The sequence below is a fragment of the Amycolatopsis decaplanina DSM 44594 genome (assembly GCF_000342005.1).
In the GTDB taxonomy this organism is placed as follows: Bacteria; Actinomycetota; Actinomycetes; order Mycobacteriales; family Pseudonocardiaceae; genus Amycolatopsis; species Amycolatopsis decaplanina.
Genome location: NZ_AOHO01000043.1, coordinates 254,072 through 271,382 on the forward strand (window position 1 = coordinate 254,072; position 17,311 = coordinate 271,382).

Here is a 17,311-nt window from a genome sequence, read left to right on the forward strand (position 1 = left end):
GACGTGAGGGCGAGGACACGGTCCGAAACGCCTGAGGTCGAGGTGGTCGGGCGTTTCGTCGACGAGGAGGTCGGACCGCACGCGGACGCGTGGGACCGGGACGAGCGCATCCCCGGTGACGTGCTGCGGCGGGTGGGGGAGCTGGGACTGTGGGCCCCGTTCCTCCCCGCCGAAGCGGGCGGCGCCGGGCTGGACATGGTGACCCTCGGGCGGCTGCACGAGGAGGCGGGCCGCGGCTGTTCGTCGCTGCGGAGCCTGCTCACCGTGCACACGATGGTGACCGCGACGGTACACCGCTGGGGCGACGACGAGCAGCGCGAGCGCTGGCTGCCTGCCTTGTCCGAAGGCGCGACGCTGGGCGCGTTCTGCCTGACCGAACCGGACTTCAGCGGAAGCGACTCGACAGCCGCCGGAACCGTGGCGGTCGCCGAGAACGGCGTCTGGACACTGCGCGGGCGCAAGACCTGGATCACCGGCGGCCAGGTCGCCGGGCTGCTGCTGGTGTTCGCCGGCACGGCCACCGGGATGAGCGCGTTCCTGGTGCCCTCGGATCATCCGGGAGTCCGGGTGACGCCGGTCCGGCACATGCTCGGCACCACGGCGAGCATGCTGGCGACCATCGAGTTCGACGACGTCCGGCTCGACCCGTCCGCGCTGGTCGGGCCGCCGGGCTGGGCCGCGGGCACGGTGATGACCGGCGCGCTCGACCTCGGCCGCTACAGCGTGGCGTGCGGTTCGGTCGGCATCGTGCGGGCGGCGCTCGCCGCGTCGGCCGCCTACACGTCGGCGCGTTCGGCGGGCGGGGGGCTGCTGCGGGATCTGCCGCAGATCCGCGCCAAGATCAGCGAGATGGTCACCGCGCGCGACGCCGCGCGCCTGCTGTGCGAGAAGGCGGGACGGCTCAAGGACGCGGGCGATCCGGCGACCATCATGGCGACCTGGGTGGCCAAGTACTTCGCGTCCACTGCCGCGGCCAAGGCGGCTTCGGACGCCGTGCAGATCCACGGCGCGAACGGCTGCGGCCCGGACTACCCGGTGGCACGGCTGTACCGCGACGCGAAAGTCATGGAAATCATCGAGGGCAGCACCCAGATCCAGGAGCTGACCATCGCGGACGAGGCGTACCGGGAGGTGGCGGGATGAGCGGGGACAGCACGGTCTTGGAGAAACCGAAGCGCGGCCGGATCAAATGCGTGGTGTGGGACCTGGACAACACGCTGTGGGACGGCACCCTGCTGGAAGACGGCGAGGTCACCGTCCGCCCCGAAGTGGTGGCGGAGATCAAGCGGCTCGACGAGCTCGGCGTGCTGCATTCGGTGGCCAGCCGCAACGACCACGAAGCGGCGATGGCGCGGCTGAAGACCGCCGGGCTCGACGAGTACTTCCTGTATCCGCAGATCAGCTGGAACCCCAAATCCGGTTCGGTGGAACGGATCGCGAAGGCGCTCAACATCGGCCTCGACGCGATCGCGTTCGTCGACGACCAGCCGTTCGAACTGGCCGAGGTCGCGCACGCGCTGCCGTCGGTCAAGACCGTCGACGTGGCGAAACTGGGGGAGACCCTCGCGTCGGAGGAATTCCGGCCCAAGTTCGTCACCGACGAGTCGCGGGTGCGCCGCGAGCTCTACCGCGCGGCCGCCGTACGGGAGCAGGTCGAACAGGACCACGAGGGCACCAGCGAGGAATTCCTGTCCACTTTGGACATGAAGTTCACGATCGCCCGTGCCCAGCGGGAAGACCTGCAGCGGGCCGAGGAACTGACCGTCCGCACCAACCAGCTCAACTCCACCGGCCGGACCTACTCCTACGACGAACTGGACGAGCTGCGCACCTCGCCCGACCACGTGCTGCTCGTCGCGTCCCTTTCGGACAAGTACGGCGGTTACGGCAAGATCGGGCTGGCGCTGGCCGAACGCGGCGCGCCCACCTGGCATCTGCGGATGATGCTGATGTCGTGCCGCGTGATGTCGCGCGGGGTCGGCACGGTCCTGCTCAACCACATCATGGGGCTGGCGAAGGAAGACGGCGCGAAGCTGCGCGCGGATTTCGTCGAGACCGGCCGTAACCGGGTCATGTACGTGACTTACGCGTTCGCGGGATTCACCGAGATCTCGCGAGACGGCGACAGGCTCGTCCTCGAGTCCGATCTGAGCACGATCCAGCCACCGCCGCCCTATCTGACGATGGAGCTGCGATGACCGCTCCGATCACGGCACGTCCCTGGCTGCCCGGCGGAGTCCCGCCGGGCGCGGCGACCAAGCTGTTCTGCTTCCCGCACGCCGGAGCGAGCGCGGCGGTCTACCGGGAATGGGTCCTCGCGGCGGGTGACGACCTGGCCGTCCTGCCGGTCCAGCTGCCCGGCCGGGCCGAACGCGGCCGGGAGACGCCGCACGAAGACGTCGAGAGTCTTGTCGAGGCCACTATCGAGGGCCTCGGTGACGCGCTCACCGGTGACTTCGCGTTCTTCGGGCACAGCGTCGGCGCCTTGACCGCGTACCTGCTCACCCGCAGGCTCGCCGAGCGCGGGGCCACGCTGCCGAAGCACCTGTTCGTCTCGGGACGGGCGGCGCCGCAGCTGCCCGACACCCGGCTCCAGCTGCGGGCGTTGCCGGACGAGCGGCTCGCCGCCGAACTGCACGCGCTCGGCGGGCTGCCGGACGTCCTGCGGCGCGAGCGCGAGCTGCTGGCGATGTTCCTGCCGCTGATGCGGGCCGACCTGGCGGTCAACGAGACCTACCAGCACGTCCCAGGGGAGCCGTTGCCGGTACCGCTGACCGTGTTCGGCGGCGATCGCGATCCGCGGGCCGATCTGGACGAACTGGCGGCGTGGCTCGAACTCTCCGCCGACTCGACGATGATGACCTACCCGGGCGGGCACTTCTACCTCGAACAGCACGTGCCGGAGCTGCTGGGCGTGATCCACCGGAAACTGGGCCGATGACCACGCAGTGGTTCTCGGCGTGGAAGCAGCCTTCGGGCGCGCTGGGCGAACGACTCCGCCCCGGCCGGGACGTGCACGTGTGGCGGATCGCCCTCGCCCGGGTGCTCGCCCCGGGCTCGGCCGAGGCCTACGGTCTGCTCGGCGCGCTATCCGAAGACGAGTTGCGCCGGGCGGCCGCCATCACGGTGGACGAGGAACGGGCCCGTTTCCTGGCCGCGCATGTCGCGCTGCGCGACATCCTCGCCTCCTACACGGGCACCTCGCCGTCCGCGCTGCGGTTCACCCGCGACGGTGACCGCCCGGCCTTGGCCGGCGCGGCGGGAATCGAGTTCAGCCTGTCCCGTTCCGGCGCGCTGGCGCTGGTCGCGGTCGCGGCCGGGGTCCGGGTCGGTGTGGACGTCGAAGAGGTCCGGGAGGTCGACCACGACGGCCTGGCCGCGCGGACACTGCGTCCGGAGGAGGCCGCCGCCGTGCGCGAGCCGCTGACCTTCTTCCGGTACTGGACCTGCAAGGAGGCCTACCTCAAGGTCGACGGCACCGGCCTGGCCGGACTGCCGGGGCCTTCCTTCACCCTCACCGGCGGCGACGTCGAACTCGACGACCGTCCCGAGTGGACGATCACGGAACTGGACGCCGGCGCCGGCAACGCGGCCGCGCTGGCCGTCCCGGCGCGCCCGGTCACCGTGCGCGCCTTCGACTGGCTTCCCGGCAGGCAGCGAACGGCCGGGGAGCACCGGAAAGGCGGAGTGAAATGAGCGACCCGAAAGCGGAGCTCGAAGCGTTCATCCAGACCACGGAGTTCAGCTGCCTCGGCGCTCGCGCGGCGTTGAAGAAGGGCTCGATCGTCCACGGCCACTACGCGGTGCTGGGCGATCCGGAATCGGCTCGTGCCCACTACCGCGACATGCTCGGCTACGCCCGCGACATCCGGCCCACGTTGTCGGACAAGAGTTTCCGCACGTTCGTGTCCACCTTCGAAGAACCCGGCGGGATCCTCGGCGAGGAGGAGTACGAACGCCTGCTGTGGCGCCATCTCCAGCTCATTCACGACATCGACAGCCGAACCTATGGCCTCGACGAAGGTGCCACCTCGGACCCCGACGAACCGAACTTCGGTTTCCACGTCGCCGGGCACTCGTTCTTCGTCGTCGGCATGCACCCCGGTTCGTCCCGGGCGAGCCGGAGGTTCTCCCGGCCGGCGATCGCGTTCAACTCGCTGATGCAGTTCATGTTGCTGGGCGACAAGTTCTTCTCGATGCAGGACGCGATCCGCAAACGCGAGACGACCAACAACGGCTCGGTCAACCCGAGCTTCACCACCTACGAGTACCAGATGCCGTCCCGTCACTTCTCGGGCCGGATGACCGAAGAGGACTGGAAGTGCCCGTTCACTTCGCGGCATGAGCCTTCGTCGGTCAAGTACACCTCGGACGTGATGCAGCGCCCCACCGGCTGATCTCGTCACGAGAATCCCCCGGCCGCTTCGGCGACCGGGGGCTTTCACGTGACCAGACACGTGACTCGCGTGATCAGAGACGGAACTCGCGTGATCAGACGGCGAACTCGTCTGATCACGCGAGTCACGGGTTCAATCACGCGAGTCACGCTTGCGGGCCCGCCGAAGCCGTCAGGCGAGGGCTTCGACGCGGCGCGGGATCGGGCGGCGGAGCAGCGCTGTGCGGGTCGCGCGCGGAATCCGCTGGTAGACCAGTTCCCGCAGGGTCGCGCGGCGGAACGTGTAGCCGGCGTCGTCGTCCTCACGGCGCAGCACCGCGAGGCTCGCCAGCCGGGACAGTGTTCCCTCGATCTCCGCGGTGTCCCGTCCGCAGACCGCGGCGACGTCCTCGGCGGTGAACGCGTCCCCGGCGAGGCTGGCCGCCTTCAGCAGTGATTTCTCGGCGGCGGGCAGGTTGTCGAGCTGCGCGGCGAGCGTCCGGCGGACCAGCGGAGGCGTCATCGCCTGGCCCAGTCCCGGAAACGGGGTGGCCCGTCCGTGCACGCCCTGGGCGTACGCGTGCGCGAACCGGGGATTCCCGCCGATCCTGGCGATCAGTTCCTGCCTGCCTCGGATGAGCCGGGCGGTGCCGGGCAGCAGTTTGTCGAGCAATTTGCCCACGGCGTCGTCGGCAAGCGGGGCGAGTGTCACCGTCGTGCCGCAGCGTTCGCCGTGTCCGGCTTCCAGCAGCCCGGGCCGGGCGGAGGCGACGATCAGGATCGGCAGTCCCGCGCAGGCTTCACCGAGCCGGTCGACGGCGTCGCGGGTCTCGACGTCGGCGCGGTGCAGGTCGTCGGCCAATACCACCAGCGGTCCGTAGGCGGTCAGTTCGGTGGCAGCGGCCCGAAGTGCCGCGTCGCCGCCCTCGGTGCGCAGTCGCGAGGCGGTCTGGGGAAGCAGGCCCGGAACGACGGCGAACGCCTCGGTGACGTCGGCTCCCGCGTCCAGCACCCGGATCCGGGGCTGCTCGGACAGGGCTTCGGCGAACTCGGCGAGGAGCCGCGTCTTGCCGATCCCGGGCTCGCCGAGCACCGTCACCCGATGCGGGCGTCCGCCGCGCTCGACGAAGCCGAGCAGGTGGTTCAGCAGGTCGCGGTCGTGATCGCGGCCGACGAAGCCGCCGGGATCGGCGGCCTCCGCCACCGGGTGCTGGCGGGCCGAAACGGCGTGCCACCAGCCAGGTGAGTCTTCCGACGCCTCGTGCACCACGGTGGGTTCGGAGGCTTCGCGGACCGCGTCCGACACGCGGATCCGGCCTTCGGGCGCGCGCAGCGCCGAGCGGACACAGCGGTCCAGTACGGGGCCCGCCACTTGACCGGGACCAGCGGCGGTGAACTCGACGAGGACGTCTCCGCTGTCGACACCGATCTGGGTCGCGATCCCGGCCGTGGCCAGCCTGTCGAGGATCCTCAGCGCGGTCCTGGTCGCGTGGACGGCGTCGTCGTCGCCGGTCCGGGGGAGACCGAACAGGGCCAGCACGACGGGCCCCGATTCTCCGGGCAGATGCGCGCCCGCGGCGATGGCCTCCTCCTCGACGACGGTCCGCAGCCGCGCTTGAGCCTCGACGGCCTCTTCGGGATCGTCGTCCGGCGTGGCGAGGGCGACCCCGATCGCGACGACCGGCTTCCGCTCGCTTTCGACAGGCTCCGTGCGGGGCAAGGCGATCACCGGGGCGGGGGTGAACGGCAGCGGCTCGATCACCGGGGTGGGCTCGGGCTCGGGACGCGGAGCCGGATCCGGCCGCCGGGTGAGAAGGGTTTCGTCGTGCTGGAGGATCGCGCGTTCCAGCTCACGCAGCTCCTTGCCCGGCTCCAGGCCGAGCCCCTCGGCGAGGCTGGCCCGCGTCGCGCGGTAGACCTCGAGCGCGTCCACGTGACGGCCGCAGCGGTAGAGCGCGGTCATCAGCTGGGCGTTGAGCCGTTCGCGATTCGGGTTGGCCTCCGCCAGCCCGCGCAGGTCGGTGAGCACCTCGTGGTGGTGCCCCCGGTCCAGCTCCAACCCGAAAAGATCCTCGTGGACGGCGATCCGCTGATCCTCCAGCGCGACCAGTTCGGGCCACACCACGCCGGTCTCGGTGAGGTCGGCGAGCACCGGGCCATGCCACAGCGCGAGCGCGTCACGGTAGGCCGATACGGCCCGCTCGGCGTCGCCGCCCGCCTGCGCCATCCGCCCTTCGGCGGCGAGCCGCCGGAAGCGGGCGACGTCGACCTGCTCGCTGTCGACGCGCAGCAGGTATCCGGGCGCGTGGGTGAGCAGCATGGCCTGCTCGGTGCCGCCGGTCCGCTGGGCCAGCGTCGAACGCAGCCCCGAAACGGCGTTCTGCACCATCTTGCGCGCGGTGGCGGGGATCTCGTCCGCCCAGATCGCCTGCAGCAGCGTGCTGGTGGCGATGACCTCGTTGTGGCGCAACAGAAGATAGGCGAGCACGGCCCGCTGGGTCGCCCCGCGCAGCACGACCGGACGTCCGTCGTGCACGACGTTGAAGGGGCCGAGGAGGTCGAAACGCACGGGGTCACCACCTTGTTCGGGACTTGCGAAGACGATCTCCACCGTGGCCCCGCACCCCGTCCGCCGACAACGCCGTGGCGCGGATACTGGCTCGGTGCCAGTGGCACCCGAGAACGATGCCAGTTACCACCCGATGTGTTGACTGTGGACGTTCTCATCTGCTAAGCGCCCTGCCAGGCCACGCATCGACGTCACGCGCCGGGACGAAGGACGCCGTGGACGGGACCTTTGTCACTACTCACGATGCCGGCGAGACCAGAAGATCACCGTGCTGGGTGACGTGGTCGTGGATGACGATGGACACGCTGGGGACACCCGTCGTGGGCGGGCTTTTCCGGCCGGAGGTACGGAATGGTCGCTGAACCGGACGCGGAAGGGGCGGAGAACAGGACCGGCGGCGCGCTGGAGGGTCTTCGCCTCGATGAGTTGCTGCGCGAGGTCCAGGAGCGGTTCAGCGAGATCGTCGGAACACACGACCGGTTGCAGGGGCTGCTCGAAGCGGTGTTCGCCGTGGCGACCGGGCTGGAGCTGGACGGGACACTGCAACGGATCGTGCAGGTCGCGGCGGATCTTGTCGATGCCCGCTACGGCGCTCTGGGTGTGCTCGGCGAAGAAGAGGGGCTCAGCGGCTTCGTTCACGTCGGGATCGACGAGGAGACCAGCGCGACCATGGGCGAACACCCGCAGGGGAAGGGGCTGCTCGGCCTGTTGCTCCGGCAGCCGCATCCGGTGCGGATCCCGGATCTGACCCGGCATCCGGCCTCAGTGGGCCTCCCGGCGAACCATCCGCCGATGCGCAGCTTCCTCGGCGCGCCGATCCGGGTGCGCGACCAGGTGTTCGGCAACCTGTATCTCACCGAGAAACGAGGCGCGCCGGAGTTCACCACCGACGACGAGATCGTGCTGCGGGCGCTGGCGGCCGCGGCCGGAGTGGCGGTCGAGAACGCCGTGCTGTTCAAGAGGGCGAAGGCTCGCGAACGATGGCTGGAGACCGTCGCCCGGATCAACGGCGGACTGCTGGGCGGGATGACGGTGGCCGACACCTTGAATTTGATCGTCGACCAAGTCCGGGAACTCACGGCGGCGGACCGGGTGCTGGTCGTGCTCGCCGACGACTCCGGTCGGGAGACCATGTCGGTGAGCGCGGCGTCCGGTGACCGGGCCGACGCGCTGCTCGGCGTCAGGATCTCGGTGGCCCACACGGCGATCGAAGAAGTGCTGAGGTCGCAGGAGCCGTTGTTCAGCGGGGATTTCGCCGCCTTGACGTCCAAGGAGCCGGAGTCGGTCGTCACCGGATGCGGCCCGGCGGTCGTCGTCCCGCTGATCGGGAGCGGTGGGGTCGGCGGTCTCCTGATCGCGATACGGGACAAGGGTGCCGCGCCGTTCAAGACGGATCAGGTCCCCATGCTGGCTTCGTTCGCCGATCAAGCGGCGGTGGCGCTGGAGTTCGCCGACAGGCAGCGCAGCCGGCGGCTGGTGGACGTGCTCGCGGACCGGGCCCGGATCGCGCAGGATCTGCATGACCATGTCATCCAGCGGCTGTTCGCCACCGGGATGAGTCTGCGAAGTCTCCTTCCCCGGCTCGAAGACGAGCTCGCCAAGACCAAGGTGACCGCGGGTGTCGAGCAGCTGGATCGTACGGTGCGGGAGATCCGGACCTCGATCTTCGACTTGCACGGCGCCGCCGTGGACCCGGCGGTCAGCCTCCGGCGGCGGCTGCTCGATGCCGTGGCCGAACTCGGTGGCGAGGCCGCCGTTCCGCCGTCGATACGGATCTCCGGCGCGGTGGACACCCTGGTACCCGGCCGGTTGCACGGGCACGCCGAAGCGATGGTGCGGGAGATTCTGGGCGACGCGGTCCGGCGGCCGGGGGCCGACCGGATCAGCGTCGGCGTCGAAGCCGGTCCGGACGAGCTGGTCGTCGAGGTCGCGGACAAGGGAACCGGGGTCCCGGACGGGGTACCCCGGACCGGGCCGGACGGCATCCGGCGGCGCGCCGAGCGGCACGGCGGAACGATCGAGTTCGCCGCGGGGCCCGGTGGCGGCACGATCGTGACCTGGCGCGTGCCGCTCGGCTGACGGCCGGTCCGCGTGCCCAGGACGCGCTGGGGCTCGTGAGTGGTAAGGACGGTTCTAACCGTCCTTACCACTCACGAGGCATGAAGACGGCTGACGGCCGGGCGGCGCTGGTGCCTCTCGGCCGTGATCCTCGGGACTTCCGGCCCAGGAGTCATCGGTGCCAGGGAGCGCATCCTGGACGATGAATGGTGGTGTGTCGTTCGTGGGGAGTGGTCATGGCCGGTCGGCGACATCTCGAGTCCTTGGACCGCGGTCGATGTCTGGAGTTGCTGCGGACCGTGCGGGTGGGCCGTCTGGTGTTCACCGAGAACCTGCTGCCGACGGTGCAGCCGGTGAACTTCCGGATCCATCGGGGACAGGTGGTGACCCGGGTCGCCGGAGGGGCGAAGCTGAGCGCCGCGACCAGCGGCGCGGTGGTCGCGTTCCAGGCCGACGAGCTCGACCCCGACCTGTGGACGGGATGGAGTGTGACCGTGGTGGGACATGCGAACCTGATCACTGACGTGGGTGAGCTGGTCGAACTGGCGGGCACCTTCCTGCAGCCGTGGGTCGACGGACGACGCGACCACTTCGTGCGGATCGGAACCGAGAAGGTGACCGGGCGTCGGCTGCACGGGCCCCCTCGCAAAGACGACTGTTTCCCCTGACTGGACCAACGTGCCTACCTGACGCGGGATCCTGAACCGTCGCCACCTCGCGGCCAAGTGAGCGTTCTCAGGTCAGGTATTCGCCGGTCAGGATCGCCGCCGCGAGCTCCACCCGGGACGCGTACCCGGTCCGGGAGAACAGCCTGCTGAGCCTGCCTTCCACGCTTTTTTCGCTGGTTTCGAGGACGACCGCCAGTTGCCGGTTGGTGAGGCCCTCGGCGACGAGGATCGCCAGCAGCCGTTCGTTCTCGGCTGTCGTCTCCGTCCGGCCAGGGCCGGCGAAGCCGTTTTCACGCAACAGCTTCCGCACCCGGCCGCGCCAGAACCAGGCGCCGACCTCGCCGAACAGTTCGTACGCCTCGGTCCACGACTGTTCCGGCCGGTGCCCGGCGAGGCCCGCCCGCAGGAGAGTCATCGCCGACTCGTAGGGGACGTCGCGGCGTTCGCGCGCGATGGCCGCGGCGCGCCGGGCCGAGGCGGGCTCGCGATGGACCGCCGCGCGGGCCAGGTAATGGTTCTGGTGCGCGCGGGCGGTGTCGAGCTGGGTGGCCGTGCGCGCCGAGCGCCGTACCCAGTGTTCCCCTTCGCGTTGCTTGTTCCGCGCCAGCGCGGAGCGCGCCAGGTCGGCCCAGAGGTCTTCGGTGCCCAGCAGGTAGCCGCCCGCGTCGGCGCTGCGCGCGGCGGAGTACAGCAACGCGTCGGCGCCTTCGGTGTCGCCGAGTTTGCTGAGCACGGTGAATTCGGCGTGGTCGATCGTGTGCCGCATCCCGGACGGGCGGCTTTCGGCGGCCAGTGCCCTCGCCCTGGCGAGCCAGCCCTGCGCGCCGAGGATCCGGATGGCGCATTGCGTCAGCAGGCAGTGCAGCGGCCGGGCCGGATCGGTGCCGCCCAGCATCGTCCGCCGGGCCAGTTCCATCGCCTCCGGCCAGTCCCCGCCCAGGTAGTTCAGCGCGAACCGGCCGGGCCCCGGCAGCTGGTCGAGGGGCATCCCGGCTCCGGTGATCAGCCGTCGCGCCTGCTGGAGTTCTCCCAGCAGCAGCAGCATTTCCACTTCGAACCGGCGCTGTTCGATGTTGTACTGCGGCAGATGTCCCGAACGCCACAGTTCCGGATGCGCCACGAGCGTGTGCAGCTGGGAGGTGTCGCCGAGCACCACGCCACAGGCCGCCAGGAACATCGTGCCGAAATCGGCGGTGATGGGGTTGCTCCCGGTCCACACCGCGCGTTCCCGCTCCAGCAGGTCCCGCGCCTCGATCCAGCGATGGCTCAACAGCAGGGCGAAGGCCCGGTTGATCACCGTCAGCGCGGGGTCGTCCGGCAGTACCGGCGACGCGCCCGCGGCGATCTCGGCGAGTTCCCCGAGATCGCCGCGGGCGGCGAGTCCGGTGATGAACACGGTGGACAGTTCCTGCGCCTGCGCCTGTTCGAGGTGGCCGAGATGCTTGCAGAGCACCTGCCGAGCGCAATCACCGGCTTCGGCAGCCCGGTAGTGCAACGCCTTGGCCGCGCTCAGCAGCATCAGCACGACCGTCCGCGCCGGCGGTTCGGTCACCCAGGACAACGTCGCGTGGAGCCAGCGTTCCGCCTTCGCGCCGTCGGTGAAAAGGACGCGCTTGCCGTTCTCGAGGAGCTCGGCCGACGCGCGACGTGTGTCGACCAGTGACCCGGCCTGGGTGATCCAGTCGAGCACCAGATCCGGATCGGATACGGACGCGGAGCCCGACCACACCGCCTGGACCGCTTGAGCGGCCAGGCTGCGCGAGGCGTACGGCCCGATCCCGGCCAGCAGGGCATCCCGGACGGCGGGGACCCTGAACCGGTGTCCGCCGTCCCGATCCCGGACCAGGACGCGTTCGGCGACGAGCCTGTCGAGCACCGCGCCGAGGTCTTCCTCCCGCCATCCGAGCGCGGTCGCGGCCAGCCCGGGGGCGGAGGCGCCGAGCGGGCAGAGCATCGCCATCGTCTCGGCCACCTCCCGCACGCCGCCACCCGCCTCGGTCACCGCCCGCAGGAGCGGATGGTCCTCGGTGGCCACCGGCAGGTCGACCCGTTCGACGCGGTACGCGGTGCGGTCGACGATCCGCAGGGCCCCGGCCGCCCGGTAGCCGTGCACGAGCGCGGTCAGCGCGGCGGGGTTGCCCCGGGCCGCGGTGTGCAGTTCGGTCACCAGGCCGTCGTTCGGCAGGGCCGAGACCAGCCCCGTCAGCAGCGATCGCGACTGGGCTCGCGAAAGCGGCCGCAGAAACCGCAATTTCGCGCGCCCACCCGCCCGCAGCCGGGCGAAGGCACCTCTCAGCGCGGGACTTCCGGACAGATCGTCCCCCGCGCCGATCCGCATCGTCGCGATCACGCTGATCGGCGTCTCCGCCGAACATCGGTGCAGCAGCGGGCTCACCAACCGGGCGCTGTGCTCGTCGAGCCACTGCGCGTCGTCGACCAGGACCACCAGCGGGGTCTGGGCACGCAGGAGGGTGAACACGGCGGTCGCGATCTTCGCGACGGTCTCCGGGGTCGGCGTGGTTTCACCCGCCCTGGCGAGCATGGCCAGCACGGAGCGCCGCGCGGGCTCCTCCTCCGCCCGGCCCCCGCCGAGGAGGACGAGAAGCCGGAAGATCGCGCCGTACGGGAGTGCCCGGTCGAGTTCGGCCAGCCGCAGCACCAGCACCTTGGCCGACGGGGTGAGTTCCTCGGCGAGCCTGTCCAGCACCGTGCCGCGGCCGCAGCCGGGCTCCCCGGCGAGCACCGTCAGCGGGGTCGTGCCGAGACCGGCCTCGTCCCGCAGGATCCCGGCCTCCTCGACGCGGACGTCCGGCGGTCCCGTCCCGGCGCCCGGGTGCCTGGTGCTCATGCGCCCAGTTCACCAGGACGGAGCCCGGCTGACCGTCACCCAACCGTATGAACCGGGCCGTCGAGGCCGTCTCAGGCACCCAGTGACCGGTAATTCCTGCCGGGAACCGGCGGTTCTCCGGCCGTCGACAAACCGGCCGGTATGCTGAATGCCCGCATGAGAAGGAGCCGGCCATGACACGAGCGACCACCCGGAGGGCCGAGGCGGGCGGTGAGGACCAGGCCGCAGTCCCGCGCCGTCTGCTGTCGCACGCCACGAAACTCTTCGCCAAGAAGGGTTTCGACCGCACCTCCGTGCAGGAGATCGTCGAGGCGGCCGGGGTCACCAAGGGCGCGATGTACCACTACTTCGGCTCCAAGGACGACCTCCTTTACGAGATCTACGCCCGGGTGCTGCGCGCGCAGACCGAGCAACTGGAAAAGGTGGCCTCGAGCGAGGCGCCGCTGCGGGAGCGGTTGCGCTCCGCCGCCTCCGACGTCGTCGTCAGCACGATCGACAACCTCGACGACAACACGATCTTCATGCAGTCCATGCACCAGCTCAGCGTGGAGAAGCAGAAGGCCGTCCGCGCGGAACGCCGCAAGTACCACGAGCGGTTCCGCACGCTGATCGAGGAAGGCCAGGAGTCCGGCGAATTCCGCGCGGACAAACCGGCCGACGTGATCGTCGACTTCTTCTTCGGCTCGGTGCACCACCTCGGTTCGTGGTACCGGCGCGGCGGCGCGCTCTCGGCCCGCCAGATCGGTGACCACTTCGCCGATCTCCTGCTGGCCGCGCTGCGACCCGAGTAGCGACGGCGCTCAGCCCGGTGGCGCGGGCACGAGCCGTTCGGCGAACCACTCGTTGCGGCGTTCGAGCACCGTTCCCACGTCCCATCCGGAGGCGAAGGCGAGCAGCCCTGTCGCCACGTCTTCGGCGGCTTCGGGAGGCCAGCCCTGGGCGGCGAGGCTCGACCGCAACGCTTCGGCATAGTCGGAATAGGTGAAGCCGGGCAGTTCCGCGACGAGTGCCGTCGTCGTCCCGCGATGCGAGCTCAGCCCGCCGAACGACCGTCCGCAGCCGCAGTCGGAATCGGGCGAGCTCTCGCCGTCGTCGCAGCACGGGGCGATCCAGAGCAGTTCGCCCTCGACGCAGTGGTCGAAGTCGTTCTCCCGTGCGCCCTGGGTCTTCGAGGTGGCCACGAGCAGTTTCATGATGACTCCCTGTTCGATCTGATGTTCGAACAGGTTGTACCGGCGGGGTCCGACACTTTCCGGGGCGAACCCCGCCGGGGGAGATCAGGCGGGCAGGTCGATCAGCGGCGCGAGGGCCGCGCGATGCCGTCCAGGAGTGCCCAACGCGATCTCGTCGCTCTTCGCGCGCTTCAGATACAGGTGCGCGGGGTGCTCCCAGGTCATGCCGATCCCGCCGTGCAGCTGGATCGCCTCTTCGGCGGCGTGGACGGCGATGAGGGAGTTGCGGGCCTGCGCCACCGCGACGGCGATCGCGATGTCGTCACCGGAAGCCAGGCAGTCGGCGGCGTACCGCGCGGTCGCCCTGGCGTTGACCAGATCCGTGTACAGGTTCGCCAGCCGGTGCTTCAGCGACTGGAAGGAGCCGACCTGACGGCCGAACTGGTAGCGCTCCTTGAGGTAGCGCACCGTTTCGGTCAGCGCCCATTCGGCGATCCCGAGCTGTTCCGAGGCGAGCAGTCCCGCCGCGGTCACGAGTGCCGTGTCCAGCGCTGACTCCGCCACCGAAGAGTCGGCGACGCGCTTCGCGGCCACGTTCTCCAAGGTGACGTCGGCGATGCGCCGGGTGAGGTCGAGGGAAATCGCCTCGGTGACCGTCACTCCCGCCGACGCCGCGTCGACCGTGTACAGACCAGGTCCGTCGGGCCCGACCGCCGGGACGACGATCAGTTCGGCCACCGAAGCGTCGACGACGCTGCGGACCTGACCACTGAGCGTGCTGTCCGCGGCCGCGGTGACCGCCGAGGGGAAGCCGGCGCCGGGTGCCGTCGACAGCGGTACCGCCAGCGCGCCGATGAGCGTGCCCGCGGCCAATTTCCCGAGCCGTTCGGTGACTTCCGCCTGCGACGTGTCGGTCGCCAGCAAGGCCGACGTCGCCAGGACGGCGCTGCCGAGATAGGGGACGGGGGCGACGCTGCGCCCGAGTTCCTCCATCACGACCGCGACTTCCCGTGCCGAGGCGCCGTGCCCGCCCAGTGCCTCCGGGACGGCGAGGCCCGCCGTGCCGAGGTCGGCGGCGAGCGTGCGCCACAGCTTCAGGTCGTACGGTTCCGCGGTCTCGGTCCTGGTGATCAGGGCCGCCGGTTCCGCGTGGTCGGAGAACAGGTCGCGGACGCTGGCGCGAAGGTCCTCTTCGACCTCGGAATACAGCAGGTCGCTCATCGGGGCAGGTCCTTCCAGGCGACGTCCTTGTCGATCCGCGGCTCGGACGGCAGCCCCAGCACGCGCTCGGCGATGATGTTGCGCAGGACCTCCGAGGTGCCGCCCTCGATGGAGTTCCCCTTCGCGCGCAGATAGCGGTAACCGGCCTCGCGGCCGAGGAAGTTCACACCGTCGGGACGTCGCATCGTCCAGTCGTCGTAACGCAGGCCTTCGTCGCCGAGCAGTTCGATCTCCAGCCCGGACGCGGCCTGGTTCAGCTCGGAGAACGCGACCTTGACCGCGGAACCCTCCGGTCCCGGCGCGCCCGCGGCGAGTTGCTGCCGCAGCCGCGAACTCACCAGGCGCAGGCTCTCACCCTCCACCCACAGTTTCAGCAGGCGATCGTGCATTTCCGAAGTCCGCAGTTCCGGGCGTTCGCGCCAGGTCTTCGTGACGACGCCGACCATCCCGCCGTCGCGCGGGAACTCGGTCCCGCCGATCGCGACCCGCTCGTTCATCAGCGTGGTCTGCGCGACCTTCCATCCCTCGCCGACCGCGCCGAGGCGGTGTGCGTCGGGAATGCGGACCTCGCTGAGGAAGACCTCGTTGAACTCGGCCTCACCGGTGATCTGACGCAGCGGCCGGACCTCCACGCCCGGCGCGGTCATGTCGCACAGGAAGTACGTCATGCCCCGGTGCTTCGGCACGTCGGGATCGGTGCGGGTGACCAGGATGGCCCACTGCGACTTGTGCGCGCCCGACGTCCAGACCTTCTGGCCGGTGACCACCCAGTCGTCGCCGTCGCGTACCGCGCGGGTGCCCAGCGCGGCCAAGTCGGATCCGGCACCCGGCTCGCTGAACAGCTGGCACCACACCTCGCGCTCGGTCCACAGTGGACGTAGGAAGCGCTGGTGCTGTTCGGGCGTGCCGAAGGCGAGGATGGTCGGCGCGGCCATGCCGAGGCCGATCCCGATCCGCCGTTTGTCGTTGTCCGGCGCGCCCGCCGCGGCGAGCTCCTTGTCCACAACGGACTGGAGCGAACGCGGTGCGTTCAAGCCGCCCAGGCCTTCGGGAAAGTGGATCCACGCCAGTCCGGCGTCGAACCGCGCGTCGAGGAAGTCCTGGCGCGGCGTGCTTTCCGGCGGATACGCGGCCAGCAGGTCGGCCACGTGCCGCTTGAGGTCGTCGGCAGTCGTCACTTCTTGACCTCCCCGCGGTACTTCTTCAGCTCACGGTGCGCCAGCGAGCGCTTGTGCACCTCGTCCGGGCCGTCGGCGAGCCGCAGCGTCCGTACCTGCGCCCACATCTCGGCGACCGGGAAGTCCTGGCTGACCCCGCCGGCGCCGAACAGCTGCACGGCCTTGTCGAGGATCCACTCCACGGTGATCGGCGTGGAGATCTTGATCGCCTGGATCTCGGTGTGCGCGCCCTGGTTGCCGACGGTGTCCATCAGCCACGCGGTCTTGAGCACCAGCAACCTCTGCTGCTCGATCTTGACCCGCGCCTCGGCGATCCAGTCCTGCACCACGCCCTGCTCGGCGATCGGCTTGCCGAAGGTCTCGCGCGAAAGCGCCCGGCGGCACATCAGTTCCAGCGCGCGTTCGGCCATGCCGATGGCGCGCATGCAGTGGTGGATCCGCCCCGGCCCGAGGCGGGCCTGCGCGATGGCGAACCCGTCGCCCTCGCCGGCGATGAGGTTCTCCGCCGGCACGCGGACGTCCTCGAAGAGCACTTCGGCGTGGCCGCCGTGGTCCCCGTCGGTGTAGCCGAACACGTGCATACCGCGTTTCACGGTCATGCCGGGGGTGTCGCGGGGGACCAGGATCATGCTCTGCTGCTTGTGCGGCGGACCGTCCGGATCGGTCTTGCCCATCACGATGAAGATCTTGCAGTTCGGGTTCATCGCGCCGGAGATGTACCACTTGCGCCCGTTGACGACGTACTCGTCGCCGTCCCGCCGGATGCTGGTGGCGATGTTGCGCGCGTCGGAGGAGGCGACGTCGGGCTCGGTCATCGCGAACGCGGACCGGATCTCGCCGTCCAGCAACGGCTGAAGCCACTGCTTCTTCTGCTGCTCGGTGCCGAACATGGTGAGGACTTCCATGTTCCCGGTGTCCGGCGCCGCGCAGTTCAGCGCGGTCGGCGCGAGCCGGAGACTGCGGCCGGTGATCTCGGCCAGCGGCGCGTACTGCAGGTTCGTCAGCCCCGCGCCGTGGTCACCGGGGAGGAAGAAGTTCCACAGCCCGCGCTTGCGGGCCTCGGCCTTCAGTTCTTCGACGATCGGCGGCTGCGACCACTCGCTGTCGCGCTCGGCCAGCTGCTGCTCGAAGACGGCCTCGGCCGGGTAGATGTGCGAATCCATGAACTCGAGGAGTTTTCCTCGCAGCTCCTCGGTTTTCGCGTCGAAGGCGAAGTCCATCT

14 protein-coding genes are annotated in these 17,311 nt (G+C 70.2%); 8 read left to right on the forward strand and 6 right to left on the reverse strand.

The genetic code is table 11. From position 1 onward, the window contains the following. The first annotated feature begins 3 nt into the window (after positions 1–3). Genes H074_RS09355 through gntA form a run of 5 tightly spaced genes read left to right on the forward strand, consistent with a single transcriptional unit; the run spans position 4 to position 4,397 of the window. Entirely contained in the window at positions 4–1,143 is a 1,140-nt protein-coding gene (locus H074_RS09355; RefSeq protein WP_007029787.1) for an acyl-CoA dehydrogenase family protein, read from the forward strand. Continuing rightward, positions 1,140–2,198: an HAD-IIIC family phosphatase gene (locus H074_RS09360; RefSeq protein WP_007029788.1), complete on the forward strand. Its 1,059-nt coding sequence runs from the start codon at positions 1,140–1,142 to the stop codon at positions 2,196–2,198. Before H074_RS09355 ends, H074_RS09360 begins: the two co-directional genes overlap by 4 nt. Further along, a complete protein-coding gene (locus H074_RS09365; protein ID WP_007029789.1) occupies positions 2,195–2,941 on the forward strand; it encodes a thioesterase II family protein in 747 nt (248 codons plus the stop codon). The genes H074_RS09360 and H074_RS09365 overlap by 4 nt, the downstream gene beginning before the upstream one ends. Next, positions 2,938–3,696 carry a 4'-phosphopantetheinyl transferase family protein gene (locus H074_RS09370; protein WP_007029790.1) on the forward strand — a complete coding sequence of 253 codons (759 nt, stop codon included), beginning with the start codon at positions 2,938–2,940 and terminating at the stop codon, positions 3,694–3,696. The genes H074_RS09365 and H074_RS09370 overlap by 4 nt, the downstream gene beginning before the upstream one ends. Then, positions 3,693–4,397, forward strand: a complete 705-nt coding sequence (gene gntA / locus H074_RS09375) for a guanitoxin biosynthesis heme-dependent pre-guanitoxin N-hydroxylase GntA (RefSeq protein WP_007029791.1) — start codon at positions 3,693–3,695, stop codon at positions 4,395–4,397. The genes H074_RS09370 and gntA overlap by 4 nt, the downstream gene beginning before the upstream one ends. Before the next feature lie 171 nt (positions 4,398–4,568). Here the strand turns inward: gntA and H074_RS09380 are convergent, their stop codons facing one another. Further along, positions 4,569–6,944: an ATP-binding protein gene (locus H074_RS09380; RefSeq protein WP_007029792.1), complete on the reverse strand. Its 2,376-nt coding sequence runs from the start codon at positions 6,942–6,944 to the stop codon at positions 4,569–4,571. Positions 6,945–7,295: 351 nt separating this feature from the next. Between H074_RS09380 and H074_RS09385 the strand changes: the two genes are divergently transcribed. Together H074_RS09385 and H074_RS09390 are read left to right on the forward strand one after the other, a co-directional pair. Continuing rightward, entirely contained in the window at positions 7,296–9,023 is a 1,728-nt protein-coding gene (locus H074_RS09385; RefSeq protein WP_007029793.1) for a sensor histidine kinase, read from the forward strand. 215 nt (positions 9,024–9,238) lie between these two features. Beyond that, positions 9,239–9,670: a pyridoxamine 5'-phosphate oxidase family protein gene (locus tag H074_RS09390; RefSeq protein WP_039921941.1), complete on the forward strand. Its 432-nt coding sequence runs from the start codon at positions 9,239–9,241 to the stop codon at positions 9,668–9,670. Between the two features lie 67 nt (positions 9,671–9,737). On the opposite strand, the gene H074_RS09395 is transcribed toward H074_RS09390, so the two are convergent. Further along, positions 9,738–12,518, reverse strand: a complete 2,781-nt coding sequence (locus tag H074_RS09395; RefSeq protein ID WP_007029795.1) for an AAA family ATPase — start codon at positions 12,516–12,518, stop codon at positions 9,738–9,740. Positions 12,519–12,691: 173 nt separating this feature from the next. Between H074_RS09395 and H074_RS09400 the strand changes: the two genes are divergently transcribed. Beyond that, on the forward strand, positions 12,692–13,309 hold the full coding sequence (locus H074_RS09400) for a TetR/AcrR family transcriptional regulator (RefSeq protein WP_007029796.1): 618 nt from the start codon (positions 12,692–12,694) through the stop codon (positions 13,307–13,309). Between the two features lie 9 nt (positions 13,310–13,318). Here the strand turns inward: H074_RS09400 and H074_RS09405 are convergent, their stop codons facing one another. The 4 genes from H074_RS09405 to H074_RS09420 all read right to left on the reverse strand — a co-directional run bounded on the left by H074_RS09405 (position 13,319) and on the right by H074_RS09420 (position 17,309). After that, positions 13,319–13,711: a DUF7715 family protein gene (locus H074_RS09405; protein ID WP_007029797.1), complete on the reverse strand. Its 393-nt coding sequence runs from the start codon at positions 13,709–13,711 to the stop codon at positions 13,319–13,321. Positions 13,712–13,795: 84 nt separating this feature from the next. After that, entirely contained in the window at positions 13,796–14,911 is a 1,116-nt protein-coding gene (locus H074_RS09410) for an acyl-CoA dehydrogenase family protein (protein ID WP_007029798.1), read from the reverse strand. After that, positions 14,908–16,089, reverse strand: coding sequence for an acyl-CoA dehydrogenase family protein (locus H074_RS09415; RefSeq protein ID WP_007029799.1), 1,182 nt, complete (start codon positions 16,087–16,089; stop codon positions 14,908–14,910). The genes H074_RS09410 and H074_RS09415 overlap by 4 nt, the downstream gene beginning before the upstream one ends. Beyond that, positions 16,086–17,309 carry an acyl-CoA dehydrogenase family protein gene (locus H074_RS09420; protein ID WP_007029800.1) on the reverse strand — a complete coding sequence of 408 codons (1,224 nt, stop codon included), beginning with the start codon at positions 17,307–17,309 and terminating at the stop codon, positions 16,086–16,088. Before H074_RS09420 ends, H074_RS09415 begins: the two co-directional genes overlap by 4 nt. Positions 17,310–17,311: the final 2 nt, after the last annotated feature.

Bases quoted from the DNA above. Each gene is read 5' to 3' on its own strand.
- H074_RS09360 (WP_007029788.1), top strand. From the start codon at position 1,140: ATGAGCGGGGACAGCACGGTCTTGGAGAAACCGAAGCGCGGCCGGATC.
- H074_RS09365 (WP_007029789.1), top strand. From the start codon at position 2,195: ATGACCGCTCCGATCACGGCACGTCCCTGGCTGCCCGGCGGAGTCCCG.
- H074_RS09370 (WP_007029790.1), top strand. From the start codon at position 2,938: ATGACCACGCAGTGGTTCTCGGCGTGGAAGCAGCCTTCGGGCGCGCTG.
- gntA (WP_007029791.1), top strand. From the start codon at position 3,693: ATGAGCGACCCGAAAGCGGAGCTCGAAGCGTTCATCCAGACCACGGAG.
- H074_RS09385 (WP_007029793.1), top strand. From the start codon at position 7,296: ATGGTCGCTGAACCGGACGCGGAAGGGGCGGAGAACAGGACCGGCGGC.
- H074_RS09390 (WP_039921941.1), top strand. From the start codon at position 9,239: ATGGCCGGTCGGCGACATCTCGAGTCCTTGGACCGCGGTCGATGTCTG.
- H074_RS09395 (WP_007029795.1), bottom strand. From the start codon at position 12,518: ATGAGCACCAGGCACCCGGGCGCCGGGACGGGACCGCCGGACGTCCGC.
- H074_RS09400 (WP_007029796.1), top strand. From the start codon at position 12,692: ATGACACGAGCGACCACCCGGAGGGCCGAGGCGGGCGGTGAGGACCAG.
- H074_RS09405 (WP_007029797.1), bottom strand. From the start codon at position 13,711: ATGAAACTGCTCGTGGCCACCTCGAAGACCCAGGGCGCACGGGAGAAC.
- H074_RS09410 (WP_007029798.1), bottom strand. From the start codon at position 14,911: ATGAGCGACCTGCTGTATTCCGAGGTCGAAGAGGACCTTCGCGCCAGC.
- H074_RS09420 (WP_007029800.1), bottom strand. From the start codon at position 17,309: ATGGACTTCGCCTTCGACGCGAAAACCGAGGAGCTGCGAGGAAAACTC.